This window comes from Klebsiella ornithinolytica NBRC 105727 = ATCC 31898, assembly GCF_001598295.1.
Classification (GTDB): Bacteria; Pseudomonadota; Gammaproteobacteria; order Enterobacterales; family Enterobacteriaceae; genus Klebsiella; species Klebsiella ornithinolytica.
The window spans coordinates 25944-47760 of the sequence record NZ_BCYR01000003.1 but is presented as its reverse complement, the minus strand read 5'-3'; the positions used below and the strand labels follow the sequence as shown (position 1 = coordinate 47760).

21 protein-coding genes are annotated in these 21817 nt (G+C 54.2%); 12 read left to right on the top strand and 9 right to left on the bottom strand.

Features of this window, described 5'->3' with window-relative positions; all coding sequences use genetic code 11:
• Positions 1-16: 16 nt before the first annotated feature.
• Entirely contained in the window at positions 17-1543 is a 1527-nt protein-coding gene (gene abgT, locus ROR01S_RS07780) for a p-aminobenzoyl-glutamate transporter (RefSeq protein ID WP_064359284.1), read from the top strand.
• A 353-nt stretch (positions 1544-1896) separates the two neighbouring features.
• On the opposite strand, the gene ROR01S_RS07775 is transcribed toward abgT, so the two are convergent.
• The gene (locus tag ROR01S_RS07775; RefSeq protein ID WP_004862550.1) at positions 1897-2163 is read right to left on the bottom strand and encodes a hypothetical protein; all 267 of its coding nucleotides are present in this window, start codon (positions 2161-2163) and stop codon (positions 1897-1899) included.
• A 137-nt stretch (positions 2164-2300) separates the two neighbouring features.
• On the opposite strand from ROR01S_RS07775, the gene ogt reads away from it, so the two are divergent.
• The 3 genes from ogt to uspE all read left to right on the top strand — a co-directional run bounded on the left by ogt (position 2301) and on the right by uspE (position 4853).
• Positions 2301-2816, top strand: a complete 516-nt coding sequence (ogt, locus tag ROR01S_RS07770; RefSeq protein ID WP_004862553.1) for a methylated-DNA--[protein]-cysteine S-methyltransferase — start codon at positions 2301-2303, stop codon at positions 2814-2816.
• Positions 2817-3011: 195 nt separating this feature from the next.
• Positions 3012-3764: a fumarate/nitrate reduction transcriptional regulator Fnr gene (gene fnr / locus ROR01S_RS07765; protein ID WP_004862555.1), complete on the top strand. Its 753-nt coding sequence runs from the start codon at positions 3012-3014 to the stop codon at positions 3762-3764.
• A 138-nt stretch (positions 3765-3902) separates the two neighbouring features.
• Positions 3903-4853, top strand: coding sequence for a universal stress protein UspE (gene uspE / locus ROR01S_RS07760; RefSeq protein ID WP_004862557.1), 951 nt, complete (start codon positions 3903-3905; stop codon positions 4851-4853).
• A gap of 138 nt (positions 4854-4991) precedes the next feature.
• Here the strand turns inward: uspE and ROR01S_RS07755 are convergent, their stop codons facing one another.
• From ROR01S_RS07755 to pntA, 3 genes are all read right to left on the bottom strand, one after another.
• Complete coding sequence (locus ROR01S_RS07755; RefSeq protein WP_004862559.1) at positions 4992-5180, bottom strand: YdiH family protein; 189 nt, start codon at positions 5178-5180, stop codon at positions 4992-4994.
• 148 nt (positions 5181-5328) lie between these two features.
• Entirely contained in the window at positions 5329-6717 is a 1389-nt protein-coding gene (gene pntB / locus ROR01S_RS07750) for a Re/Si-specific NAD(P)(+) transhydrogenase subunit beta (RefSeq protein WP_004862561.1), read from the bottom strand.
• A gap of 10 nt (positions 6718-6727) precedes the next feature.
• On the bottom strand, positions 6728-8257 hold the full coding sequence (pntA, locus tag ROR01S_RS07745; RefSeq protein ID WP_004862565.1) for a Re/Si-specific NAD(P)(+) transhydrogenase subunit alpha: 1530 nt from the start codon (positions 8255-8257) through the stop codon (positions 6728-6730).
• Positions 8258-8779: 522 nt separating this feature from the next.
• On the opposite strand from pntA, the gene ydgH reads away from it, so the two are divergent.
• The 3 genes from ydgH to folM all read left to right on the top strand — a co-directional run bounded on the left by ydgH (position 8780) and on the right by folM (position 12053).
• Positions 8780-9730, top strand: coding sequence for a DUF1471 family protein YdgH (ydgH, locus tag ROR01S_RS07740; protein ID WP_004862568.1), 951 nt, complete (start codon positions 8780-8782; stop codon positions 9728-9730).
• 178 nt (positions 9731-9908) lie between these two features.
• Positions 9909-11291 carry an amino acid permease gene (locus ROR01S_RS07735; RefSeq protein WP_004862570.1) on the top strand — a complete coding sequence of 461 codons (1383 nt, stop codon included), beginning with the start codon at positions 9909-9911 and terminating at the stop codon, positions 11289-11291.
• A gap of 36 nt (positions 11292-11327) precedes the next feature.
• A complete protein-coding gene (folM, locus tag ROR01S_RS07730) occupies positions 11328-12053 on the top strand; it encodes a dihydromonapterin reductase (protein ID WP_004862572.1) in 726 nt (241 codons plus the stop codon).
• Here the strand turns inward: folM and ROR01S_RS07725 are convergent.
• Positions 12050-12385, bottom strand: coding sequence for a GlpM family protein (locus ROR01S_RS07725; protein WP_004862575.1), 336 nt, complete (start codon positions 12383-12385; stop codon positions 12050-12052). The two genes, folM and ROR01S_RS07725, sit on opposite strands and share 4 nt — an antisense overlap.
• A gap of 248 nt (positions 12386-12633) precedes the next feature.
• On the opposite strand from ROR01S_RS07725, the gene rstA reads away from it, so the two are divergent.
• Complete coding sequence (gene rstA, locus ROR01S_RS07720) at positions 12634-13350, top strand: two-component system response regulator RstA (protein ID WP_004862578.1); 717 nt, start codon at positions 12634-12636, stop codon at positions 13348-13350.
• Positions 13351-13706: 356 nt separating this feature from the next.
• Here the strand turns inward: rstA and ROR01S_RS07715 are convergent, their stop codons facing one another.
• From ROR01S_RS07715 to ROR01S_RS07710, 3 genes are read right to left on the bottom strand one after another with little or no spacing between them, the layout of a single operon-like run.
• A complete protein-coding gene (locus ROR01S_RS07715; RefSeq protein WP_064359283.1) occupies positions 13707-14573 on the bottom strand; it encodes an MBL fold metallo-hydrolase in 867 nt (288 codons plus the stop codon).
• Positions 14574-14585: 12 nt separating this feature from the next.
• Positions 14586-14912, bottom strand: a complete 327-nt coding sequence (locus ROR01S_RS25885; protein WP_071887179.1) for a hypothetical protein — start codon at positions 14910-14912, stop codon at positions 14586-14588.
• A gap of 20 nt (positions 14913-14932) precedes the next feature.
• Positions 14933-15457, bottom strand: a complete 525-nt coding sequence (locus ROR01S_RS07710) for a DUF4286 family protein (RefSeq protein WP_004862584.1) — start codon at positions 15455-15457, stop codon at positions 14933-14935.
• A gap of 163 nt (positions 15458-15620) precedes the next feature.
• Here ROR01S_RS07710 and ROR01S_RS07705 point away from each other — a divergent pair, with 163 nt between their 5' ends.
• The 4 genes from ROR01S_RS07705 to tus all read left to right on the top strand — a co-directional run bounded on the left by ROR01S_RS07705 (position 15621) and on the right by tus (position 20413).
• Positions 15621-16511: a LysR substrate-binding domain-containing protein gene (locus tag ROR01S_RS07705; RefSeq protein ID WP_004862586.1), complete on the top strand. Its 891-nt coding sequence runs from the start codon at positions 15621-15623 to the stop codon at positions 16509-16511.
• Positions 16512-16600: 89 nt separating this feature from the next.
• A complete protein-coding gene (locus ROR01S_RS07700; protein ID WP_048024991.1) occupies positions 16601-17614 on the top strand; it encodes an alpha/beta hydrolase family protein in 1014 nt (337 codons plus the stop codon).
• A gap of 481 nt (positions 17615-18095) precedes the next feature.
• Entirely contained in the window at positions 18096-19397 is a 1302-nt protein-coding gene (gene rstB, locus ROR01S_RS07695; RefSeq protein ID WP_004862587.1) for a two-component system sensor histidine kinase RstB, read from the top strand.
• Positions 19398-19480: 83 nt separating this feature from the next.
• Entirely contained in the window at positions 19481-20413 is a 933-nt protein-coding gene (gene tus, locus ROR01S_RS07690) for a DNA replication terminus site-binding protein (RefSeq protein ID WP_004862589.1), read from the top strand.
• On the opposite strand, the gene fumC is transcribed toward tus, so the two are convergent.
• Positions 20403-21803, bottom strand: coding sequence for a class II fumarate hydratase (gene fumC, locus ROR01S_RS07685; protein ID WP_064359282.1), 1401 nt, complete (start codon positions 21801-21803; stop codon positions 20403-20405). The two genes, tus and fumC, sit on opposite strands and share 11 nt — an antisense overlap.
• Positions 21804-21817: the final 14 nt, after the last annotated feature.

The window sequence follows — 21817 nt, the reverse complement described above, 5'->3', positions numbered from 1 at the left end:
CGACTGAGGAATGCCCATGAGTATGTCATCCATACCGTCGCCTTCCCCCAACGGGAAGCTGTACAGCTGGGTTGAAAAGATCGGTAACAAGGTTCCACACCCTTTTTTGCTGTTTATTTATCTTATCGTGGTGCTGGCGGTAGCCACCGCAGCGCTGTCGGCCTTTGGCGTGGCGGTGATCAACCCAACGGACGGCTCCACCGTGGTGGTCAAAAACCTGCTCAGCGTCGAAGGGTTACACTGGTTTTTGCCAAACGTCATCAAGAACTTCAGCGGGTTTGCACCGCTGGGGGCGATTCTGGCGCTGGTGCTCGGCGCTGGACTTGCTGAGCGGGTGGGACTGCTGCCGGCGCTGATGGCCAAAATGGCCTCGCACGTCAGCGCACGCTACGCCAGCTATATGGTGCTGTTTATCGCCTTTTTTAGCCACATCTCATCCGACGCCGCTCTGGTGATTATGCCGCCGCTAGGCGCCCTGATGTTTCTCGCCGTTGGCCGCCACCCGGTCGCGGGCTTACTGGCGGCGATTGCCGGCGTCGGCTGTGGGTTCACCGCTAATTTGCTGATTGTCACGACCGATGTGCTGCTCTCGGGCATCAGTACCGAGGCGGCAAAAACACTGGATGGCTCGCTGCATGTCAGCGTTATCGACAACTGGTATTTCATGGCCAGTTCGGTCATCGTTCTGACCCTGGTTGGGGGGCTTATCACCGATAAGTTGATTGAACCGCGGCTGGGAAGCTGGGAAGGCCGCAGCGAGGACAGACTTGAGGCGCTGACGGCGGAGCAACACTTCGGGCTGCGGGTTGCCGGTATCGCGTCATTGGTTTTTATCGCTCTGGTCGCCATCATGGTCGTGCCGCAGAACGGTATTCTGCGCGATCCGGTCAGCCATACGGTGATGCCCTCTCCCTTTATTAAAGGCATTGTGCCGCTGATTATTTTTTTCTTCTGCTTCGTCTCGCTGGCCTACGGTATTGCCACCGGGAAAATTCGTCGTCAGGCGGATTTGCCGCCGTTAATGATCGAACCGATGAAAGAGATGGCCGGGTTTATCGTCATGGTGTTCCCGCTGGCCCAGTTTGTTGCCATTTTTAACTGGAGCAATATGGGTAAATTTATGGCCGTGGGGCTGACTGATTTGCTGGAGCAGGCGGGAATGAGCGGAGTACCGGCTTTTGTTGGCCTGGCGCTACTGTCGGCATTTCTCTGTATGTTTATCGCCAGCGGCTCGGCAATCTGGTCCATTCTGGCGCCGATCTTTGTGCCGATGTTTATGCTGCTCGGGTTTCATCCGGCCTTTGCCCAGATACTGTTCCGCATCGCGGATTCGTCGGTCCTGCCGCTGGCGCCGGTATCGCCGTTTGTCCCGCTGTTTCTTGGCTTCCTGCAACGCTATCGCTCAGATGCGAAACTCGGTACTTATTATTCACTCGTCCTGCCCTATCCTCTGATATTCCTCGTCGTGTGGCTTCTGATGCTGGTGATATGGTACTGGCTGGGTTTACCCATCGGCCCGGGAATTTACCCGCGCCTGTCCTGATAAAACCGGGTGGCCAGAGCCTGGTCACCCTCCGCTGCGCGCGTGACGACACGCATCATCGCGTGATCGCGTGGAGAGAAGCGTTCATCTCCAGACTTTTTATAATATCAGCCTTGTCGTCTGCGCCGCATTTTTCGTCACCCGAGGTTGTCCTGCGACATTCTTAAAGATGCCGTTTTTTTAAATGCATCTCTTTCAGCATCTTATATACCGACTCAATCGCAAGAGAGACAGCGTTTAACAATAAACCACTGATAATCAAGATTAAAAGTCCTGTCAGCATATATTGCATATCGATACCTCTAATGGTTATAAAAAAAAGCCAACACCGGGGTGCTGGCAAAATAATTGACTCAAGGAATGCCTGTATATTTATTCGCGGCGCCGGGTGCCTCCCGATGAATTAGCCAGTTCTTACTAATCCGCGTGCGTATGACAAACTGCAGAGAAAAATGAACTGAACGCTCCTCCGCACAGGGGAATTCGCCGCCGAATAAAAGTAACAAAAACCCGTCACACCCGCGCGGCGTAATTAATACAAAAATAAACATCACCGCAGACGGTATCTCCGCGGTTTTATCCGTCTCAGCAGCCGTATGCAGATTGAAATCGCGCGTCATTTCTTCCCCCGGTTCCCGGCCTTTATCCGCACAGCGGTGGATTATCTTTCAGGAGTATAGTTGGCAGAACGGCGTGCGTGATATCTTGTCAATATCACGCAATAGTTATCTTGCTAATCAGGTAACAAGGAGAAATGATGCTGGTACTGCTTCAGGACAAAATCGACACCCCGCTGGGGCCGTTATGGATTCTTTGCGACGAGCAGTTTCGCCTGCGCGCCGTGGAGTGGGACGAGCATAGCGACCGTATGACGCAACTGCTTGATCTGCATTATCGTCATGAAGGTTATCAACGCATCGATGCCCGCGATCCCGGCGGACTGAGTCGCCAACTTGACGCCTACTTCGCCGGCGATCTCAGCGTCATTGAGACGCTGCCGACGGCAACGGCAGGCACCCCCTTTCAGCGTGAAGTCTGGCAAGCCCTGCGCACTATTCCCTGCGGTCAGGTGATGCATTACGGCCAGCTGGCGGAAACGCTGGGGCGTCCTGGCGCGGCGCGTGCGGTCGGCGCGGCCAACGGTTCAAACCCGGTCAGCATTGTCGTGCCCTGCCACCGCGTGATTGGGCGAAATGGCACCATGACCGGCTATGCCGGCGGCGTGCAGCGGAAAGAGTGGTTATTGCGCCATGAGGGGTATCTGCTGCTTTAACGCTACGTGCCTTTTATCGGAAGCATCAGGTAACTTTACAATATGCTTCCGACCAACATTGCATTGGTTATCAATGAGATAAAAGTGATAAAAGCTTTACCCTTTTAATATTACGTGTTTCACGGGTTCGAGGCTTACCTGCTCACCAAAAAGATGTTAAAATTGACCAATATCAATTAAGGCTTGAGCAGACTTATGATCCCGGAAAAGAGAATTATACGACGCATTCAGTCTGGCGGTTGCGCAATCCATTGTCAGGATTGCAGCATTAGTCAGCTTTGCATCCCTTTTACTCTGAACGAGCACGAGCTTGATCAGCTGGATAATATCATCGAGCGTAAAAAGCCAATCCAGAAAGGGCAAACCTTATTCAAAGCTGGCGATGAGCTGAAATCTCTGTATGCGATTCGTTCGGGCACCATCAAAAGCTATACCATTACCGAACAAGGTGACGAACAGATTACCGGCTTCCACCTGGCGGGTGATTTGGTTGGCTTTGATGCCATCGGTACCGCGCTGCATCCGAGCTTTGCACAAGCGCTGGAAACCTCAATGGTCTGCGAAATCCCTTTCGAAACGCTGGACGATCTTTCCGGTAAAATGCCCAATCTGCGCCAGCAAATGATGCGGCTGATGAGTGGCGAGATCAAAGGCGACCAGGACATGATCCTGCTGCTGTCTAAAAAGAATGCGGAAGAGCGTCTGGCGGCCTTTATTTATAATTTGTCCCGTCGTTTCGCGCAGCGCGGTTTCTCGCCTCGCGAATTCCGCCTGACGATGACCCGCGGTGATATCGGCAACTATCTTGGTCTGACCGTCGAAACCATCAGCCGTCTGCTGGGGCGTTTCCAGAAAAGCGGCATGCTGGCGGTAAAAGGCAAATACATCACCATCGAAAATAGCGACCTGCTTGCTCAGCTCGCTGGTCAGGCCCGCAACGTCGCCTGATCCTCTTTGTCCCTCCGCCAGATCGCTCATTTTTTTTCTGATTTGTTGATCTGGCCAGGGTCATCCCCTGTTTCATTTCATCCATATAGGTTATCTTTTTAAAGACAGACTGTGGTTACAGTTGTAAGGAGACCCTGTATGGCCAAGTATCAGAACATGCTGGTAGTAATCGACCCCAATCAGGACGACCAGCCTGCATTGCGGCGTGCGGTGTATCTACACCAACGGATTGGTGGACGCATCAAAGCCTTTTTGCCGATCTACGATTTTTCCTATGAGATGACAACCCTGCTGTCGCCCGACGAGCGGACGGCGATGCGCCAGGGCGTTATCAGCCAACGTAGCGCCTGGATCAAAGAACAGGCCCGGTTTTATATTGAATCCGGCGTTCCCATTGAGATTAAGGTGGTGTGGCACAATCGCCCCTTCGAAGCCATTATTCAGGAAATCCTCAGCGACAAACACGATTTGCTGCTGAAAATGGCGCACCAGCATGACAAGCTGGAGGCCGTTATTTTCACCCCAACCGACTGGCATCTGCTGCGTAAATGCCCATGTCCGGTCTGGATGGTAAAAGATCAGCCGTGGCCGGAAGGCGGCAAAGCGCTGGTGGCCGTCAATCTGGCCAGCGAAGAAAATTACCACGACGCGTTAAACGAAAAACTGGTTAAAGAAACCCTCGAACTAGCGGACCAGGTCAACCATACCGAAGTCCATCTGGTGGGCGCCTACCCGGTAACGCCGATTAATATCGCTATCGAACTACCTGATTTTGACCCCAGTATCTACAACGATGCCATTCGCGGTCAGCATTTGCTGGCCATGAAGGCCCTGCGGCAAAAATTCGGCATTGATGAAAACCGCACCCACGTTGAAAAAGGCCTGCCGGAAGAGGTCATTCCTGACCTCTCTGAACACCTGCAGGCGGGGATTGTGGTTCTGGGCACCGTCGGGCGCACCGGGCTGTCGGCGGCCTTTCTCGGCAATACCGCCGAGCAGGTTATCGACCATCTGCGCTGCGACCTGCTGGTTCTCAAGCCTGAGCAGTACAAAACGCCGGTTGAAATGGATGACGAGGACGACGATTAATCCATCGCGGATTGATGCTGCGTAAAATACGTTCCCCTGCTTCGGCGGGGGATTTTTTTAGGTATCCACTCCGGCAACGGAAAAAACAAAGGGCCTTTCGGCCCCGTCATCGACAACACATAGACAGCAACAATGCTTTTAATGGATACCTAAGCGCCAGGCATGATCGATCTCTTCTTTCAGCTCGCTGGAAGAGAGCGACATCAAATCCGCAAATTCCAGCTCAAGAAGTTTGAATTTTTTCAGGTACTGCGCGGGGGTTAATGCTGTTGGGTCGCGACGCAGAAACTCGATTGCCATTTGCGCCGGGGTTAATTCGGTATCCATAATATCCTCAGAGTGATGAAAAAACAGGCTTAGTATAGCACTCCGGGCTGACGACTTTATGAGCAATTCATGGCCTTGCTGTATATATAAAAAAGCCGTCTCAGCAGAGACGGCTTCAGAATCAAACATTATTTAGGATGGCAAACCATTACAACGCTTTGAGAATTGCGTCGACGCTGGCTTTCGCATCGCCAAACAGCATGTGGGTGTTCTCTTTGAAGAACAGCGGGTTCTGAACGCCGGCATAACCTGTGTTCATTGAACGCTTAAAGACCACCACATTTTGCGCTTTCCACACTTCCAGCACCGGCATGCCGGCGATCGGACTCTTCGGATCGTCCTGCGCCGCCGGGTTAACAGTGTCGTTGGCGCCGATAACCAGCACGGTATCGGTATCGGTGAAATCGTCGTTGATCTCATCCATTTCCAGCACCACGTCATACGGCACTTTCGCTTCCGCCAGCAGTACGTTCATGTGCCCAGGCAAACGTCCGGCAACCGGATGAATACCAAAGCGCACTTTGATGCCGCGAGCACGTAATCTTTCGGTGATTTCCGCCACCGGATACTGTGCCTGCGCGACCGCCATGCCGTAGCCCGGGGTGATGATCACCGAGTGCGAGTTTTTCAGCATTTCCGCGGTATCTTCGGCGCTGATTTCACGGTGTTCGCCTACTTCTTCATCGCTGCCGGTAGAGGAACCATCGGTACCAAAACCGCCGGCAATCACGCTGAAGAATGAGCGGTTCATCGCCTTACACATGATGTAAGACAGAATCGCACCCGACGAGCCCACCAGCGCCCCGGTCACAATCAGCAGGTCGTTGCTGAGCATAAAGCCCGCCGCTGCCGCTGCCCAGCCCGAGTAGGAGTTCAGCATTGAGACCACGACCGGCATATCTGCCCCGCCGATCGAAGCCACCAGATGCCAGCCAAAGGCCAGGGCAATGACCGTCATCACCAGCAGCGCCAGAACCTGAGTTCCTGTGCTGTCGGTGCGAACAAAGGCCACCAGCAGCAGGAAGGAAACCACCAGCGCCGCCAGATTCAGCTTATGGCGATGCGGCAGCATCAGCGGTTTAGACGAAATCTTGCCGCGCAGTTTGCCAAAGGCCACAATCGAGCCGGTGAAGGTCACTGCACCGATAAAGATGCCGAGGAACACTTCCGTCAGGTGAATATTCACCAGGATCTGTTCCATACCCGCTTCGTGATACAGGTAGCTGTTAAAGCCTACCAGCACCGCGGCCAGGCCCACAAAGCTGTGCAGCACGGCAACCAGCTCCGGCATTTCGGTCATTTCGACTTTCTTCGCCAGGCGAATACCAATCGCGCCGCCGATAACCATCGCCAGGATGATCCACGCCACGTTGCCGGTATCCGGCCCGAGAATGGTCGCCAGCAGCGCGATAGCCATCCCGGCCATCCCGAACAGGTTACCCTGCTTCGAGGTTTCGTGCTTTGACAGCCCCGCAAGGCTAAAAATAAACAGAATAGCGGCAACAATGTATGCAGCTGTAACTAATCCTCCAGACATGTGCTACCCCTTAGTTCTTGCGGAACATTTTCAGCATGCGCTGAGTAACGGTGAAACCACCAAAAATATTAATGCTGGCGATCAGCACCGCGATAAAACTCAGGAAGCTGACCCAGCCACCGTGGCCGATCTGCAATAACGCTCCGACAACGATAATCCCTGAAATAGCGTTGGTCACCGACATCAGCGGCGTGTGGAGCGCATGAGAAACGTTCCATACCACGTAATAGCCCACCACGCAGGAGAGCGCGAAGACGGTAAAATGACCGAGGAACTCTTTCGGCGCCACGTTGGCAAGCCAGCCAAACAGAATAATCGCCAGCGCCATCAGCGCGTATTTACGCCACGGGGAGGTCGGTTTTTCTGCTTCTTTCGGCGCATCAACAGGCTTCGCCGCAGCCTGCGGCTGGGCAGAAACCTGAATCGGCGGCGCCGGCCAGGTCACTTCGCCCTCACGAACCACCGTCACGCCGCGAACCACAACGTCGTCAAAATCGATGGTGATATTGCCGTCTTTCTCTTTGCACAGCAGCTTCAGCAGGTTGACCAGGTTAGTCCCGTACAGCTGCGAGGACTGCGTCGGCAGACGGCCCGGCAGGTCGGTATAGCCGATGATCTTCACGCCGTTGGCGGTAGTCACCACTTCGCCAGGAACGGTGTATTCACAGTTGCCGCCGTTCTGCGATGCCAGGTCGACCACCACGCTGCCCGCGGTCATGGAGTCAACCATTTCACGGGTAATCAGCTTCGGCGCCGGTTTACCCGGGATCAGGGCCGTGGTGACGATGATGTCCACCTCTTTGGCCTGCGCGGCAAACAGCGCCATTTCGGCTTTAATAAAGGCTTCCGACATCACTTTGGCGTAACCATCGCCGCTGCCCGCCTCTTCTTTAAAGTCCAGCTCCAGGAACTCGGCGCCCATACTCTGCACCTGTTCTTTCACCTCTGGACGCGTATCGAACGCACGGACAATGGCGCCGAGGCTGTTCGCCGCGCCGATGGCCGCCAGTCCGGCGACGCCGGCGCCAATGACCATGACCTTCGCCGGCGGAACTTTGCCGGCAGCGGTGATCTGACCGGTAAAGAAGCGACCAAATTCGTGGGCCGCTTCAACAATCGCCCGGTAGCCGGCAATGTTGGCCATCGAGCTGAGCGCATCCAGCGACTGGGCGCGAGAAATACGCGGCACCGAATCCATCGCCATCACGTTGATATCGCGAGCCGCTAATTTCTGCATCAGCTCAGGATTTTGCGCAGGCCAGATAAAGCTCACCAGCGTGGTGCCCGGATTGAGTAATGCAATTTCATGTTCTTCTGGTGCGTTCACCTTCAGAATAATGGATGACTGCCAGACTTCAGCGGTGTCTACAACTTCTGCACCCGCCTGAGCAAAGGCTTCGTCATCGAAACTTGCCAGATGACCCGCGCCGCTTTCAACGGCAACGGTAAACCCGAGTTTTAGCAGCTGTTCCACCGTTTTCGGCGTGGCAGCGACGCGGGTTTCATTGGCAAACCGTTCTTTTGGTACCCCGATACGCATAGTTTTCCCTTCCATCGGTTTTTGATGATGGTTTTTCTTTTCTTACAGACGACGGTTAAGCGGCAAAACATGCCGTTTCTTTTCCATTGACTGAAAAAATGAAACAGTAACAAACTTTTTATAACCTACTGAAAATAGCGATTGTGATCTACTGCGATAAAACAGAAATTTTGATTTTATTGGTAAAACGCATCGCGAACCGTGTCAGGCAGCAATATTTACCTTAAATTTATGGTCAGGCCTGATAAATCGCTTAACTGATGCAGTAATACGCCATTAATCGCCAGCAAGAACATAACTTTAACATTACGTTAACTTATAAAAGTGGTATTGATTATCAATTTTGCTGGTCAAGCGGCTGTTTTTTCAACATATCAGAAATTGTTATATTATTGTGACGCACGTTTCGGGCGGTAAGCAAAAAATGACGCAGACAGTGACTCCTTTTAAATGCAATAATCGAGCGTTATCAGTCAACAACAATACCAGTACATGGTTTGCGCAAGGCAAAGGATTATTTTTATGAAGCTTAAGAACTCACTCCTGGCGTCTGCTCTCCTGGCTACGACAGCGTTGTCAGCCCATGCAGCGACCGAGCTGACTCCGGAGCAGGCGGCGGCGCTAAAACCCTACGATCGCGTAGTGATCACGGGCCGTTTTAATGCCATCGGCGATGCGGTAAAAGCCATGTCCCGTAAAGCGGACAAAGATGGCGCGGCCTCATTTTATGTTGTCGACACTTCTGATTATGGCAACAGCGGCAACTGGCGCGTAACGGCAGACTTGTATAAAGACAATGCCCCGCAGGCGGATGCCCCGAAAAATCGCGTCATCAATGGCGTCATGGAGTTACCAAAGGATCAGGCCGTCGAACTTGAGCCTTTTGATACCGTGACCGTGCAGGGCTTTTATCGCAGTCAGCCGGAAGTGAATGATGCGATCACCAAAGCGGCGAAAGCCAAAGGTGCCGCCTCCTTCTTTATCGTCCGTCAGGTTGATGCCAACCAGGGCGGTAACCAGCGTATTACTGCCTATATCTATAAAGCCGATGCCAGAAAACGCGTTCTGCAGAGCCCGGATGCGATCCCGGCCGACTCTGAAGCCGGTCGCGCGGCGCTGGCTGAAGGCGGCACCGCTGCGAAAAATGTTGAAATCCCAGGCGTTGCCACCACGGCAGCCGTCGGTTCCGGTACCGGCGTAGGTCGTTTCTTCGAAACCCAGTCATCAAAAGGTGGACGTTACACCGTCACGCTGCCGGATGGCACCAAAGTCGAAGAAGTGAACAAGATTACCGCGGCCCAGATGGCGCCGTTTGACAGCATCAAGTTCACCGGCAATTACGGCAACATGACCGAGATTTCTTACCAGACCGCCAAGCGCGCGGCGAAGAAAGGGGCGAAGTACTACCACATTACCCGCCAGTGGCAGGAACGTGGCGGTAACATCACCATCAGCGCAGACCTGTATAAATAATCGTATCGGCACTGTGTAAAAAGGCGGCAATATGCCGCCTTTTTGTTTTTTTTCATCCGCCACCATTGCATGCGCACAAGACACTCCGTAAAATCCCGCGCCTTAGCGTAATCCTCCATTTTTATGCGATTTCGCCAAATAAATATTCTTGATTCACTGCCGTCACCTCGGGAATACAATGGAAAAGAAACTGGGCCTCAGCGCCTTGACCGCACTGGTACTGAGCTCAATGCTGGGCGCAGGGGTGTTCAGCTTGCCGCAAAACATGGCGGCCGTCGCCAGCCCGTCGGCGCTGCTGATTGGCTGGGCAATCACCGGCGTGGGGATTTTATTCCTCGCCTTCGCCATGCTGCTGTTGACCCGCATTCGCGCCGATCTTGACGGCGGTATCTTCACCTATGCCCGCGAAGGTTTCGGTGAACTCGTCGGTTTTTGCTCCGCCTGGGGCTACTGGCTGTGCGCGGTGATCGCCAACGTCTCGTATCTGGTGATTGTTTTTGCCGCGCTCAGCTTCTTTACCGATACTCCGGACGCCATTATTTTCGGCAACGGGAATACCTGGCAGGCGATCGTGGGCGCGTCGGTCCTGCTGTGGGTGGTGCACTTTCTGGTCCTGCGCGGCGTCCAGACCGCCGCAGGCATTAACCTGATCGCCACCCTGGCCAAGCTGATCCCACTCGGTGCATTTATCATCCTCGCCGTCATCGCCTTTCGTCTGGAGACGTTCCGCCTTGATTTTAGCGGTCTGGCGCTCGGCGTACCGGTCTGGGAGCAGGTGAAGAACACCATGCTGATCACCCTATGGGTGTTTATCGGCGTGGAAGGTGCGGTCGTGGTTTCCGCGCGGGCGCGTAATAAACAGGATGTCGGCCGCGCTACGCTGCTGGCGGTCCTTTCCGCACTGGTGGTTTATCTGCTGGTGACCCTGCTCTCTTTAGGCGTGGTCGCCCGTCCGGAACTGGCCGAAATGCGTAATCCGTCGATGGCCGGCCTGATGGTGAAAATGATGGGCTCATGGGGCGAAGTAGTGATCGCTGCCGGGCTGATTATTTCCGTGTGCGGCGCCTATCTGAGCTGGACCATTATGGCGGCAGAAGTTCCCTGGCTGGCCGCGACGCATAAAGCATTTCCGCGCCGCTTCGCCCGGCAGAATAAAAACAACGCCCCGTCGGCCTCGCTGTGGCTAACCAATATCAGTGTTCAGCTGTCGCTGGTGCTCATCTGGCTGACAAAGTCTGATTACAATACGTTATTGACCATCGCGTCCGAGATGATTCTGGTGCCCTATTTCCTCGTGGGCGCCTTCCTGCTGAAGATTGCTGTACGCCCGCTGCATAAGGCGGTGGGTGTCGGTGCATGTATTTATGGCTTATGGTTATTATATGCATCCGGCCCTGTGCATTTATTGTTGTCAGTGGTACTTTACGCTCCGGGTCTTCTGGTTTTCCTGTACGCTCGCCGTACGCACCAGCACGATCGCATGCTCAAACGCCGTGAATTAGCCTTAATTGGTTTTTTGCTGGTTGCCGCTGTACCGGCAACGTGGATGCTGGTGGGGTAAGCGGTCGCCCTGCTGCTGAACTCAAAGGAGATACCCATGACTGTCCGACAGCCTCGCCCGATTCTCATCACCGGTGGAGGCCGCCGCATCGGCCTTGCGCTGGCGCACCATTTTCTGGATCAGCAGCAGCCGGTTATCGTCAGCTATCGCACGCACTACCCGGCCATTGACGCACTGCGCGACGCCGGAGCTATCTGTCTTACCGCCGATTTTAGTACCGATGAGCAGATACTGGCCTTCGCCGAAGCGGTAAAACACCACGCCGCCGGCGGCCTGCGCGCCATCGTCCATAACGCCAGCGACTGGATGGCTGAAAAGCCGGGCATTCCACTCACCACGGTGCTGGCCAGCATGATGCAGATCCACGTTCATGCCCCCTATTTGCTCAACCATGCGCTGGAAACGCTCCTGCGCGGGCACGGGCACGCCGCCAGCGACATTATTCATATCACTGACTATGTCGTTGAACGCGGCAGCGATAAACATATTGCCTACGCGGCCAGTAAAGCGGCACTGGATAATATGACCCGCTCGTTTGCCCGCAAGCTGGCGCCGGAGATTAAGGTCAACGCCGTTGCCCCTTCGCTGATCATGTTTAATGAGGGCGACGACGCCGAATATCGCCAGCAGGCGCTGGATAAATCGCTCATGAAAAGCGTGGCGGGCGAAAAAGAGATCATCGACCTGCTCGATTATCTGTTCGCCAGCCGGTTCGTTACGGGCCGCTCTTTTGCCGTGGATGGCGGCAGACACCTGCGTTAGTGGAAGCGGCTCCAGCCGAGGATCAGCAGCCAGGCACACAGCCCCCAGCACCCGACTGCGCCCGCCAACGCCAACGGCAGGCGCATCATCCCGGTGAAGTACCAGAGCGACAGCAGATAGACGAAATAGGGAATGATTGACCACATCCCAAAGACGATCGTGGTCCGCAGCGCCTCAAGCCCGCGTTCGCTGGCCACAATATAATGCGCAATCAGGGCAAAGGTCGGAAATAACGGAATTAAACCAGCAATATAATAATTTTTGCTTTTCGACAGTACGCCAATCAATATCACCACCAGCGCACCGATCAGCCCTTTAATCAACAACCCCATTCCTTTAGCCTTAACATTTAAACAACAGTTGATGTAGCATAACGGAAGTATCTCTCTTCACAATATTATTCGAATCGCCCCACCGCGGCGCAAGAGCGAATGCCCCGAAGCATAGATAACCGGCTGACCGCTCCGCGCGCGAAGCAAACGTCGGGGTCGCTTGAAGGATGAGGTCTTTTTTATAAAAGAGTAATGGCAGGTAGTCTGGTGGCGGTGTATGTTAATTCTTTTTCCAGTACAAGTAAGATATGAATAAGATCGTTTTTGTTGAGGATGATCCGGAAGTGGGCGCTCTGATTGCCGCTTATCTCGGAAAGCACGATATGGACGTAGTGGTTGAACCACGAGGTGACCGGGCAGAAGAGGTTATCGCGCGGGAAAAACCCGATCTGGTGTTGTTGGATATCATGCTGCCAGGCAAAGACGGCATGACTCTGTGCCGCGATCTGCGCGGCCAGTGGCAAGGTCCGATTGTGTTGCTCACCTCGCTCGACAGCGATATGAACCATATTTTGTCCCTGGAAATGGGCGCCAGCGATTACATTCTGAAGACCACGCCGCCTGCCGTATTGCTGGCACGTCTGCGCCTGCATTTACGCCAGCACGTCGCCTCCCCCGTGACCAATGCTCCGGCATCGCTCACCCCGCATAAATCGATTGCATTCGGTTCACTGCTCATCGACCCGGTTAATCGTCAGGTATTGCTCGGTGGCGAAAGCGTGGCCCTCTCAACGGCGGATTTTGAGCTGTTATGGGAACTGGCCACCCACGCCGGACAGATTATGGATCGTGATGCGTTGCTGAAAAATCTGCGCGGCGTCAGTTACGATGGGATGGATCGCAGCGTGGATGTGGCAATTTCGCGCCTGCGGAAAAAACTGCTCGACAGCGCGACCGAGCCCTATCGCATCAAGACGGTGCGCAATAAAGGGTATCTGTTCGCTCCTCACGCCTGGGACAATTAATCTTCCCCCGCCGTAGAACGCGACAAAAAACCGCCGGCGGGTTAATGCGGTCACTTAAAGGTGACCCGCATTTTTGGCCTGGCGGCCAGTCCTGGATGCACACCGGCATTCTCGCCCGTTTTCCCGACGCGCCTTAGCCTCCGCGCCGTCCTCCCGTGGCCGTCACATTGCGATATCATCGCCGAAGGTTTTTCAGCGGAGAATGGCAGCGTGGAATAACAGGACATGCCGCTGGGGGACTTGCGCGGCTGAAAATCGCTTAGGTGCAGGCGGCAGGCCGGGGCAGCCAGCTCACCGGTCCCCGCTGCGGCGCATCAAGGGCCAATATCGGCCTTACTCTGGCGCCCTGCTTTTCATTAGTCAATCTCTCCCGGCGGAGGATCGTTTTCCCGGTAGGCAATACGGTAACCCTGGCCCGCCTTGAGCACGTTGGCAAAACCCGAACGGTCTAAATGCATTCCTGCAACCAACAGTTTTTCACTTGCCGCCTGCGCGAGGATTTTTTTACGTGTCTCTTCAGCCTGAAGGGGGTCACAGTCAAACACAATGGAAACGTCCGGGCGTGCTGACTGGATATGCGGAAAATGGACGATGTCTCCCCAGATCAATAAGCATTGTTCCCCGGAAGTGATACGGAATCCGGTATGCCCTGGCGTATGTCCTGGCAGCCATACCGGGAGAATACCCTCAGTTATCGCCCCCTCGTCAAGCAGGCGCAGCTGCCGGGCGTACACGTCTAACGTCCTGCGGGCGAGGTTAAAATTTCGCTTCCCGCGCTCATTCGCTACTTTAAATCGTTCATCATCCTGCCAGTATTGTGCCTCAAGCGGGTGAAGATGAAGTTCGGCCTGTTTAAAAACAGGTAGCCCTCCGGCATCTAAAAGCCCCCCAATATGGTCAGGATGGCCGTGCGTCAGCAACACGGTATCGACATCATCGGGGCTGATACCTGCAGCGCCAAGATTATCTATGAGTTGCCCGCCTACGTTATTCAGCCCCCCGGCACCGGCATCGACCAGGAGGGTTCGCCCGCGCCCCTGGATAAGATAGCCGTTGATATGGATATTGCCGGGTTCAGCGATCCGGGCGCGGTGTTGAATCACCGTTGCTTCTGCTGTTTCAATGCCTGACAGCCAATCCAGACTGGCGGACATCGTGCCATCGCTCAGCGCGGTCACCACAAAATCCCCAATCCGACGGGTTGAAAAAGAGTGATGGTTCATCGTTACCTCTGGTTAATTGCGCGCAAACAGGTGTGATGCAGCGGAGCCAAAACAGCGAATACGCGCTGTAAGGCCCGAAGCTTGTCGAATGGCTAGTTCTAACTCGCGCATGAACTCCTCCATGACTTCTGACGTACGCACGTTTGTCAGACGATAAAAAAGCTCGGCATATACCGGATGTCCGCATCCGGGTTTTACATCGACATAGATGATATGCACATTTTCCGACTCCGCAGCGAGAATGCCTGTGCAGAGCGCACTGCAGATACGCGTTAAATCGCGGAGGTCACTAAACCTGGCAGCATGTTCCTGAGAAAGATAAAACGTCAGATTCGGCATGTTGATAAACTCGCCTCCCTTCAGGCTTGAGCAGGATTCGTCAACTGCGCTGTCAGCGGCGCATAGAAGTTTACGCCGGGCAGGTCAGCTAACTGCGCGGCAGTTTCCCGCGTCACCACCCAGGCAATGCGTCGGGCGGGCATTTTATCTAATCCTGACGCCTGCATTTGCAGTGCCGGGTACCCCAGCCCCTCAATAAAGCTCAATGGCTGGGTGCTGAGCAGCAGGATTTCATCACTGGCTACCGCAGGTGCCGTGCCGTCACACTCATACAAATTACGCTGCCAGTCGGTGATGTGATTTTGCCAGCGTGAAAAATGACCGCCCCCTTTCAGCTTGTACTCCTCGCTGGTAAGTACCTCTGCATACTTCACCGTATGAATGGCGAGATACCGGGAGCCGCCTGGTTTCAGGGCCTTAAAACGCTGGGAAGAGCTAAACCCGGCGACCGAAATCAGCGCGGGCAGCTTTTGCTGGCTGTAAAACGTATTCCACTCCTGCTCACTTTCAGGGTCGGTATAGTTACACTCCACGGTATAGAGCATCGATTCACCTCTGCATGAATAAAACGCAGGGCCCGAATGGCCTTGCTTAATGACTTTTGATCATGCTATATGCTGTTAACTCGGCGATGAATCGATATTAATTCAAGTATTAGTGACATTATGTCACTAACAATTCACACTTCCGTCGAATAAGGCAATTCTAATGCGCAGAAAAATTCCCAGCAGCGCTTCACTTCAGGCGTTTGAGGCCGCTGCCAGGCACGGTAATTTTGCCCGTGCCGCCGCGGAGCTATCGCTGACCGAAGGCGCCATCAGTAGACAGATTGCCCGCCTGGAGGCTCTGCTCGAGTGCAGACTATTTGACCGTACGGGAACCCGAGTAAAGCTTAATCCAGTGGGTTCACACTATGCCCATCACGTACGGGAAATACTCGAACGGTTAGAACGGGATACTCAGTATGTGATGGGCATGCCCGAAGGCAGCAGAAGCCTGGAAATTGCTGTTCTGCCGACGTTTTGCAGCCGCTGGCTGATTCCCCGGCTCAGCGGCTTTCAGTCTTTATATCCGGACATCACGTTGAATATCGCGGCGAGAACCGACCCTTTCATTATCACCGGGAGCGGATTTGACGCGGCGATTCATTTCGAGCATCCCGCATGGGCGGGTATGCGCACGCAGGTTCTGTTTGAAGAGAAGCTGGTGCCGGTTTGTCGTCCCGACCTGTTAAGCGATAAGGATATCGTTGAACAGTTGAATACACTGCCCCGCATTCACCGGCGGCAGAACCCAGAAGCCTGGCTGCATTATGCCGGGCAAAGTGGGATAGTCCTTGATAACCCGGCACAGGGAGTCCGCTATGACCTTCATGAAATGGCGATAGCAGCCGTACTGGCGGGACAAGGTGTGGCCATGGTGCCACGCATATACGTCGAAAAAGAGCTAAACCAGGGATTGCTGGTTGCGCCCTGGCCGGACTCAGAGCAACTGAGCAAGACATTTTGTTTGGTAAAACCGGTGGAAACAGGAATTAATGAACCCGCCCTGCAAGATTTTGAGCGCTGGTTACGGGCAGAACCGATGCTCGTGACATAGCGGTTGTCTGCTTTCTGTCAAAAGCGGAAAATAAAACATGATAAGAATCAGCTGCAGTTTAATATTTATAATCCATAAAAGAGCTGTATATGATTAAATATATTGTTTCATTTTCAGTTATGATTATCCTGATCATTATTTTTTTGTTCAGTCGGTTATCTGATTTCGAGCTTGCCGGATACGGGCAGCTGCGCACCCTCTCTTTTACACATCATCAGGATCTCCTCACGGGTACATTAATTCTGCCGCCAGATAAGGTATATCCTCCGTTCGTGCTTTTAATTCATGGCGACGGGCCTCAGGATCGCTGGTCAGACGGCGGATATATTCCTCTGGTTAACTTCCTTGTGTCACAGGGAATGGCTGTTTTTTCATGGGATAAACCGGGCGTTGGTGAAAGCACCGGAAACTGGTTGGCGCAGACGATGTCAGATCGCGCCAAGGAGGCCGTTCTGGCATTACAAAAATTAAGAGAGCAACCAGAACTGAAAGAAAGTCGCGGAGGTTATCTTGGTTTCTCACAAGCTGGTTGGGTCGTACCCCAGGCAAGCCAATTAACAACAACTGACTTTATTGTGCTAATAGGTCCTGCGATAAACTGGCGGAATCAGAGCATTTACTATACCGAGCAACGGCTTAAAGCCGAGGGTCGCTCCATGTCTGCTATTCTGGATGCTAAACAACATGAAGCCGCGGATTTTGACAGGCAGTTTACAGAAGAAGCGGCTAATCGCCCCTGCAACACCCAATGTACGCGACAGGACTTCGAGCGCAGGAATTCCCGGGCTGATGCGACGAAAGAGATTTCAGGTATAGATACTCCGGTATTGATTCTCATGGGAAAAGATGACCGGAATGTAGACCCTGATGAAACAGTCGCAGTCTGGCGTAAAGCACTACCGGTGGGTACAGCGCGTTGTATCAGGCAGTTGCCGGGGGCAACTCACGGGCTTTTACGCAGCGAATGGTTTGATTACCAACTAGCCTCTCAGTGGCCTTTGTGGAAACAGGGATTGTTTCTGCTGTCCGGGCAACACGCCTATTCGCCCGGGGCACTTAATACTGTCTCATCATGGATCCTTAAGCAGCAATGTGGAAACTGAACTGCATTCTTATTACCTGCCGAAAGCCAAGCAGGGAGTCACAAAAAAAAGCCCCCTGTTGCATAAAAACCGGTGCGTTCATCAAGTCGTGGTGTACCGTTAGAGTTAACCTGACCAGCCATTGTGGATAGCTGTTTTTGTTCAGGAGACACGTCTTTCGCTCCTGGCCGTTATCAGTACTAAAATCGCGACAGGAAGCCACTGTACGTAGGGCGAGTATTCGTCGCCGTGCCAATTAACTGCGTCATACTTACGCATGCCAGGTGTTGTCAGCCGGTGCGAACCCTGCTTTTATAGCGAATCAAGTCGGGCATTTATCCACGCAAAAATGCTTTTCACGTATATTCTGCCGGGATAAATGCCCTTGCTAACGATCGGGTTCGTTGAGGAATCAGCGCTCTGGTGGTTATACCAATGCTCCATCGTGCCCATGAAGGTAAAAGACAGGTAGTTAACTTTTTTGATTTTTAGGTGAGATTTAATGAAAAAGCTGTTTGTGCAGTTTTACCTTCTGCTGTTCGTCTGCTTCCTGGTGATGACCATGCTGGTGGGGCTGGTGTATAAATTCACCGCCGAACGTGCGGGCCGGCAGTCGCTGGACGATCTGATGAAAAGCTCGTTGTATCTGATGCGCAGCGAGCTGCGGGAAATCCCACCGCGCGACTGGAGCAAAACGCTAAAGGAGCTGGATCTTAATCTGTCGTTCGATCTGCATATTGAGCCGCTGAGCAAATTTAAGCTGTCGGAAAACTCCATGCAGCATCTGCGCGCCGGGGATATTGTCGCCCTCGATGATGAATACACCTTTATTCAACGCATTCCGCGAAGCCACTATGTTCTGTCGGTGGGCCCCGTCCCCTATCTCTACTTCCTCCACGAGATGCGTTTGCTGGATGTTGCCTTAATGGCTTTCATCGCCATTTCGCTGGCCTTTCCGGTGTTCATCTGGATGCGCCCCCACTGGCAGGATATGTTGCGTCTTGAGACCGCAGCGCAACGCTTTGGCGAGGGGCATTTCACTGAACGCATTCATTTCGACAGTATGTCCAGCTTCGAGCGTCTGGGCGTGGCCTTTAACCAGATGGCCGACAATATCAACGCGCTAATCGCCAGCAAGAAGCTGCTGATCGACGGCATTGCCCACGAACTGCGTACTCCGCTGGTGCGTCTGCGCTATCGCCTTGAGATGAGTGAAAACCTGACCGAAGCGGAATCCCAGGCGCTGAACCGCGATATTGGGCAGCTGGAAGCCTTAATCGAGGAGCTGTTGACCTACGCCCGTCTGGACCGACCGCAGAACGAACTACACCTGACGACGCCTGATTTTCCCGCCTGGATAGCGGCGCACGTTGAAGAGATTCAGATGGTGAATCCCCAACGCGATGTGACGTTACATAAGGTGGTCGCCGGGGATTACGGCGCGCTTGATATGCGTCTGATGGAACGGGTGCTGGACAATCTCGTCAACAACGCTTTGCGCTACAGCAATCAGCGAATTCAGGTCAGCCTCACGCTACAGGGTTCGCGCGCAACTTTACAGGTTGAAGATGACGGTCCGGGCATCGACCCAGAGGAGCGCGAGCGGGTGTTTGAGCCCTTTGTCCGTCTCGATCCTAGCCGTGACAGGGCCACCGGCGGCTGCGGGCTTGGGCTGGCGATCGTCCACAGTATCGCCCAGGCCATGTCCGGCGAGGTGAGCTGCGGCGCCAGCTCTCTGGGCGGCGCTCGCTTTTGTTTTAGCTGGCCAATCTATCACCAGCTGCCCAATTTGAGCGCTCTTTGAGTACTGCCTGACCCTCTTGCGCAGGTGCTTCGGCCTGCGTATAGTTAAAAACCAAACAGTATGTTGTAACTAAGGTGGGCGCTATGGCCAGCTACGATCTCGTTGAACGTCTGAATGACACCTTTCGCCAGCTGGAACGCGAGCTGCAGATGCTCCAGCAACGCCTGCGCGCCTGTCGACTGCTGGCCGCCCGGGTGTTTGAACTGCCGGCCGTCAGTAAAGAGACGGAACACGATCCGCTGGAGACTATTCAGGTGGTTCAGCACACCGGTCAACCGGCGCTGGAGATGGCGCTGAAACACTACAGCCATCTGTTCATTCAACAGCAATCAGAAAGCCGTAGCAGTAAGGCTGCGGTCCGCCTCCCCGGCGCCATCTGCCTGCAAACCGATGGCGAGGAACAGGCGGCGTTACTGCAGAGCATTTCTCGCATTAACGCGCTGAAAGCCGCTTTCGAAAAGATTGTCACCGTTGATTCCGGCCTGCCCGCCGCGGCACGTTTTGAATGGGTGCACCGTCATCTGCCGGGGCTTATCACCCTCAGCGCCTACCGTACCTTGACGGTGCTATGCGACCCAAGCACCCTTCGCTTCGGTTGGGCTAATAAGCACGTGATTAAAAATCTCACCCGTGATGAGGTGCTGCAGCAGCTGGAAAAAAGTCTGCAATCGCCGCGCGCGGTGCCGCCCTGGACGCGTGAACAGTGGCAAAGCAAACTGGAGCGAGAATATCAGGATGTCGCCGCTCTGCCGCAGCGGGCAAAACTTAAGATCAAGCGGCCGGTGAAGGTCCAGCCTATTGCACGCGTCTGGTACGCCGGTGAACAGAAACAGGTGCAGTACGCCTGCCCGGGCCCGCTTATCACGCTGATATCCGGCACTCAGGGGGTGAGCGTGCCGGATATCGGCGAGTTACTGAACTACGATGCGGATAATGTGCAGTATCGCTATAAGCCGCAGGCGCAGTCGCTCAGGTTACTTATCCCGCGACTGCATCTGTGGCTGGCTAACGAGTAGCCATGCTGCCCACCATCTCTTCCGGGCGCACCCAGCTGTCAAATTCGGCCTCCGTCAGATAGCCCAGCGCTAACGCGGAGGCTTTGAGCGTCAGCCCCTCTTTATGCGCCTTTTTGGCAATCTCCGCCGCTTTGTCATAGCCAATATGGGTATTCAGCGCCGTGACCAGCATCAGTGACTCATTGAGCAACTGAGCGATCCGTTCACGGTTCGGTTCGATGCCGGTCGCACAGTGTTCATTAAAACTCTCCATCCCATCCGCCAGCAGACGCACCGATTGCAGGAAGTTATGAATTACCATCGGACGATATACGTTCAGTTCGAAGTTACCGGACGCCCCGCCGATATTGACCGCCACATCATTCCCCATAACCTGACAGCACAGCATCGTCAGCGCTTCGCACTGCGTCGGGTTAACCTTGCCGGGCATGATGGATGAGCCGGGTTCATTTTCCGGAATCGCGATTTCGCCAATCCCGCAACGCGGGCCGGAAGCCAGCCAGCGTACATCGTTGGCAATCTTCATCAACGAAGCCGCCAGCCCCTTCAGCGCCCCGTGGGCATGAACCAGCGCATCGCAGGTCGCGAGGGCTTCAAATTTATTCGGCGCAGTGACGAACGGCTGGCCGCTGAGGGTCGCCAGTTCTTCCGCTACGCGAACGGCATATTGCGGATGGGTATTCAGACCGGTACCAACGGCGGTACCGCCCAACGCCAGCTCGCTCAGGTGCGGCAGGCTCAGCTCCAGATGGCGGAGATTGTGTTCCAGCATCGCCACCCAACCTGAGAACTCCTGCCCCAGCGTTAACGGCGTCGCATCCTGCAGGTGCGTGCGGCCAATCTTAACGATGTCGTTGAAGGCCGCAGCTTTATCACTCAGCGTCTGTTTCAGCACCGTGAGCCGGGGGATGAGCGCTTCGCGCAGCGCGATAATCGCCGCGACATGCATCGCGGTTGGAAAGACATCGTTGGAACTCTGGCTCTTGTTAACGTCATCGTTAGGATGAACTTTGCGCTCCATGCCACGCGCGCCGCCCAGCAGCTCACTGGCGCGGTTGGCCAACACTTCGTTCATGTTCATGTTGCTTTGCGTGCCGGAACCGGTCTGCCAGATGGCCAGCGGAAATTCATCGGGATGATTGCCGGCCAGAACTTCATCTGCGGCTTGAATAATCGCTCCGGCCTTCTCTGCGGTCAGTAATCCCAAATCCTGGTTAACTTTCGCCGCCGCCCGTTTGGTCAGCGCCAGCGCATAAATCAGTTCGCCCGGCATTTTTTCCGTCGAGATGCGGAAATGTTCCAGCGAACGCTGGGTCTGCGCGCCCCATAGCTTATCGGCAGGCACCTCGATAGCGCCCATTGAGTCTCTTTCACTGCGATGCGTTGTCATTACTTTCTCCTTGA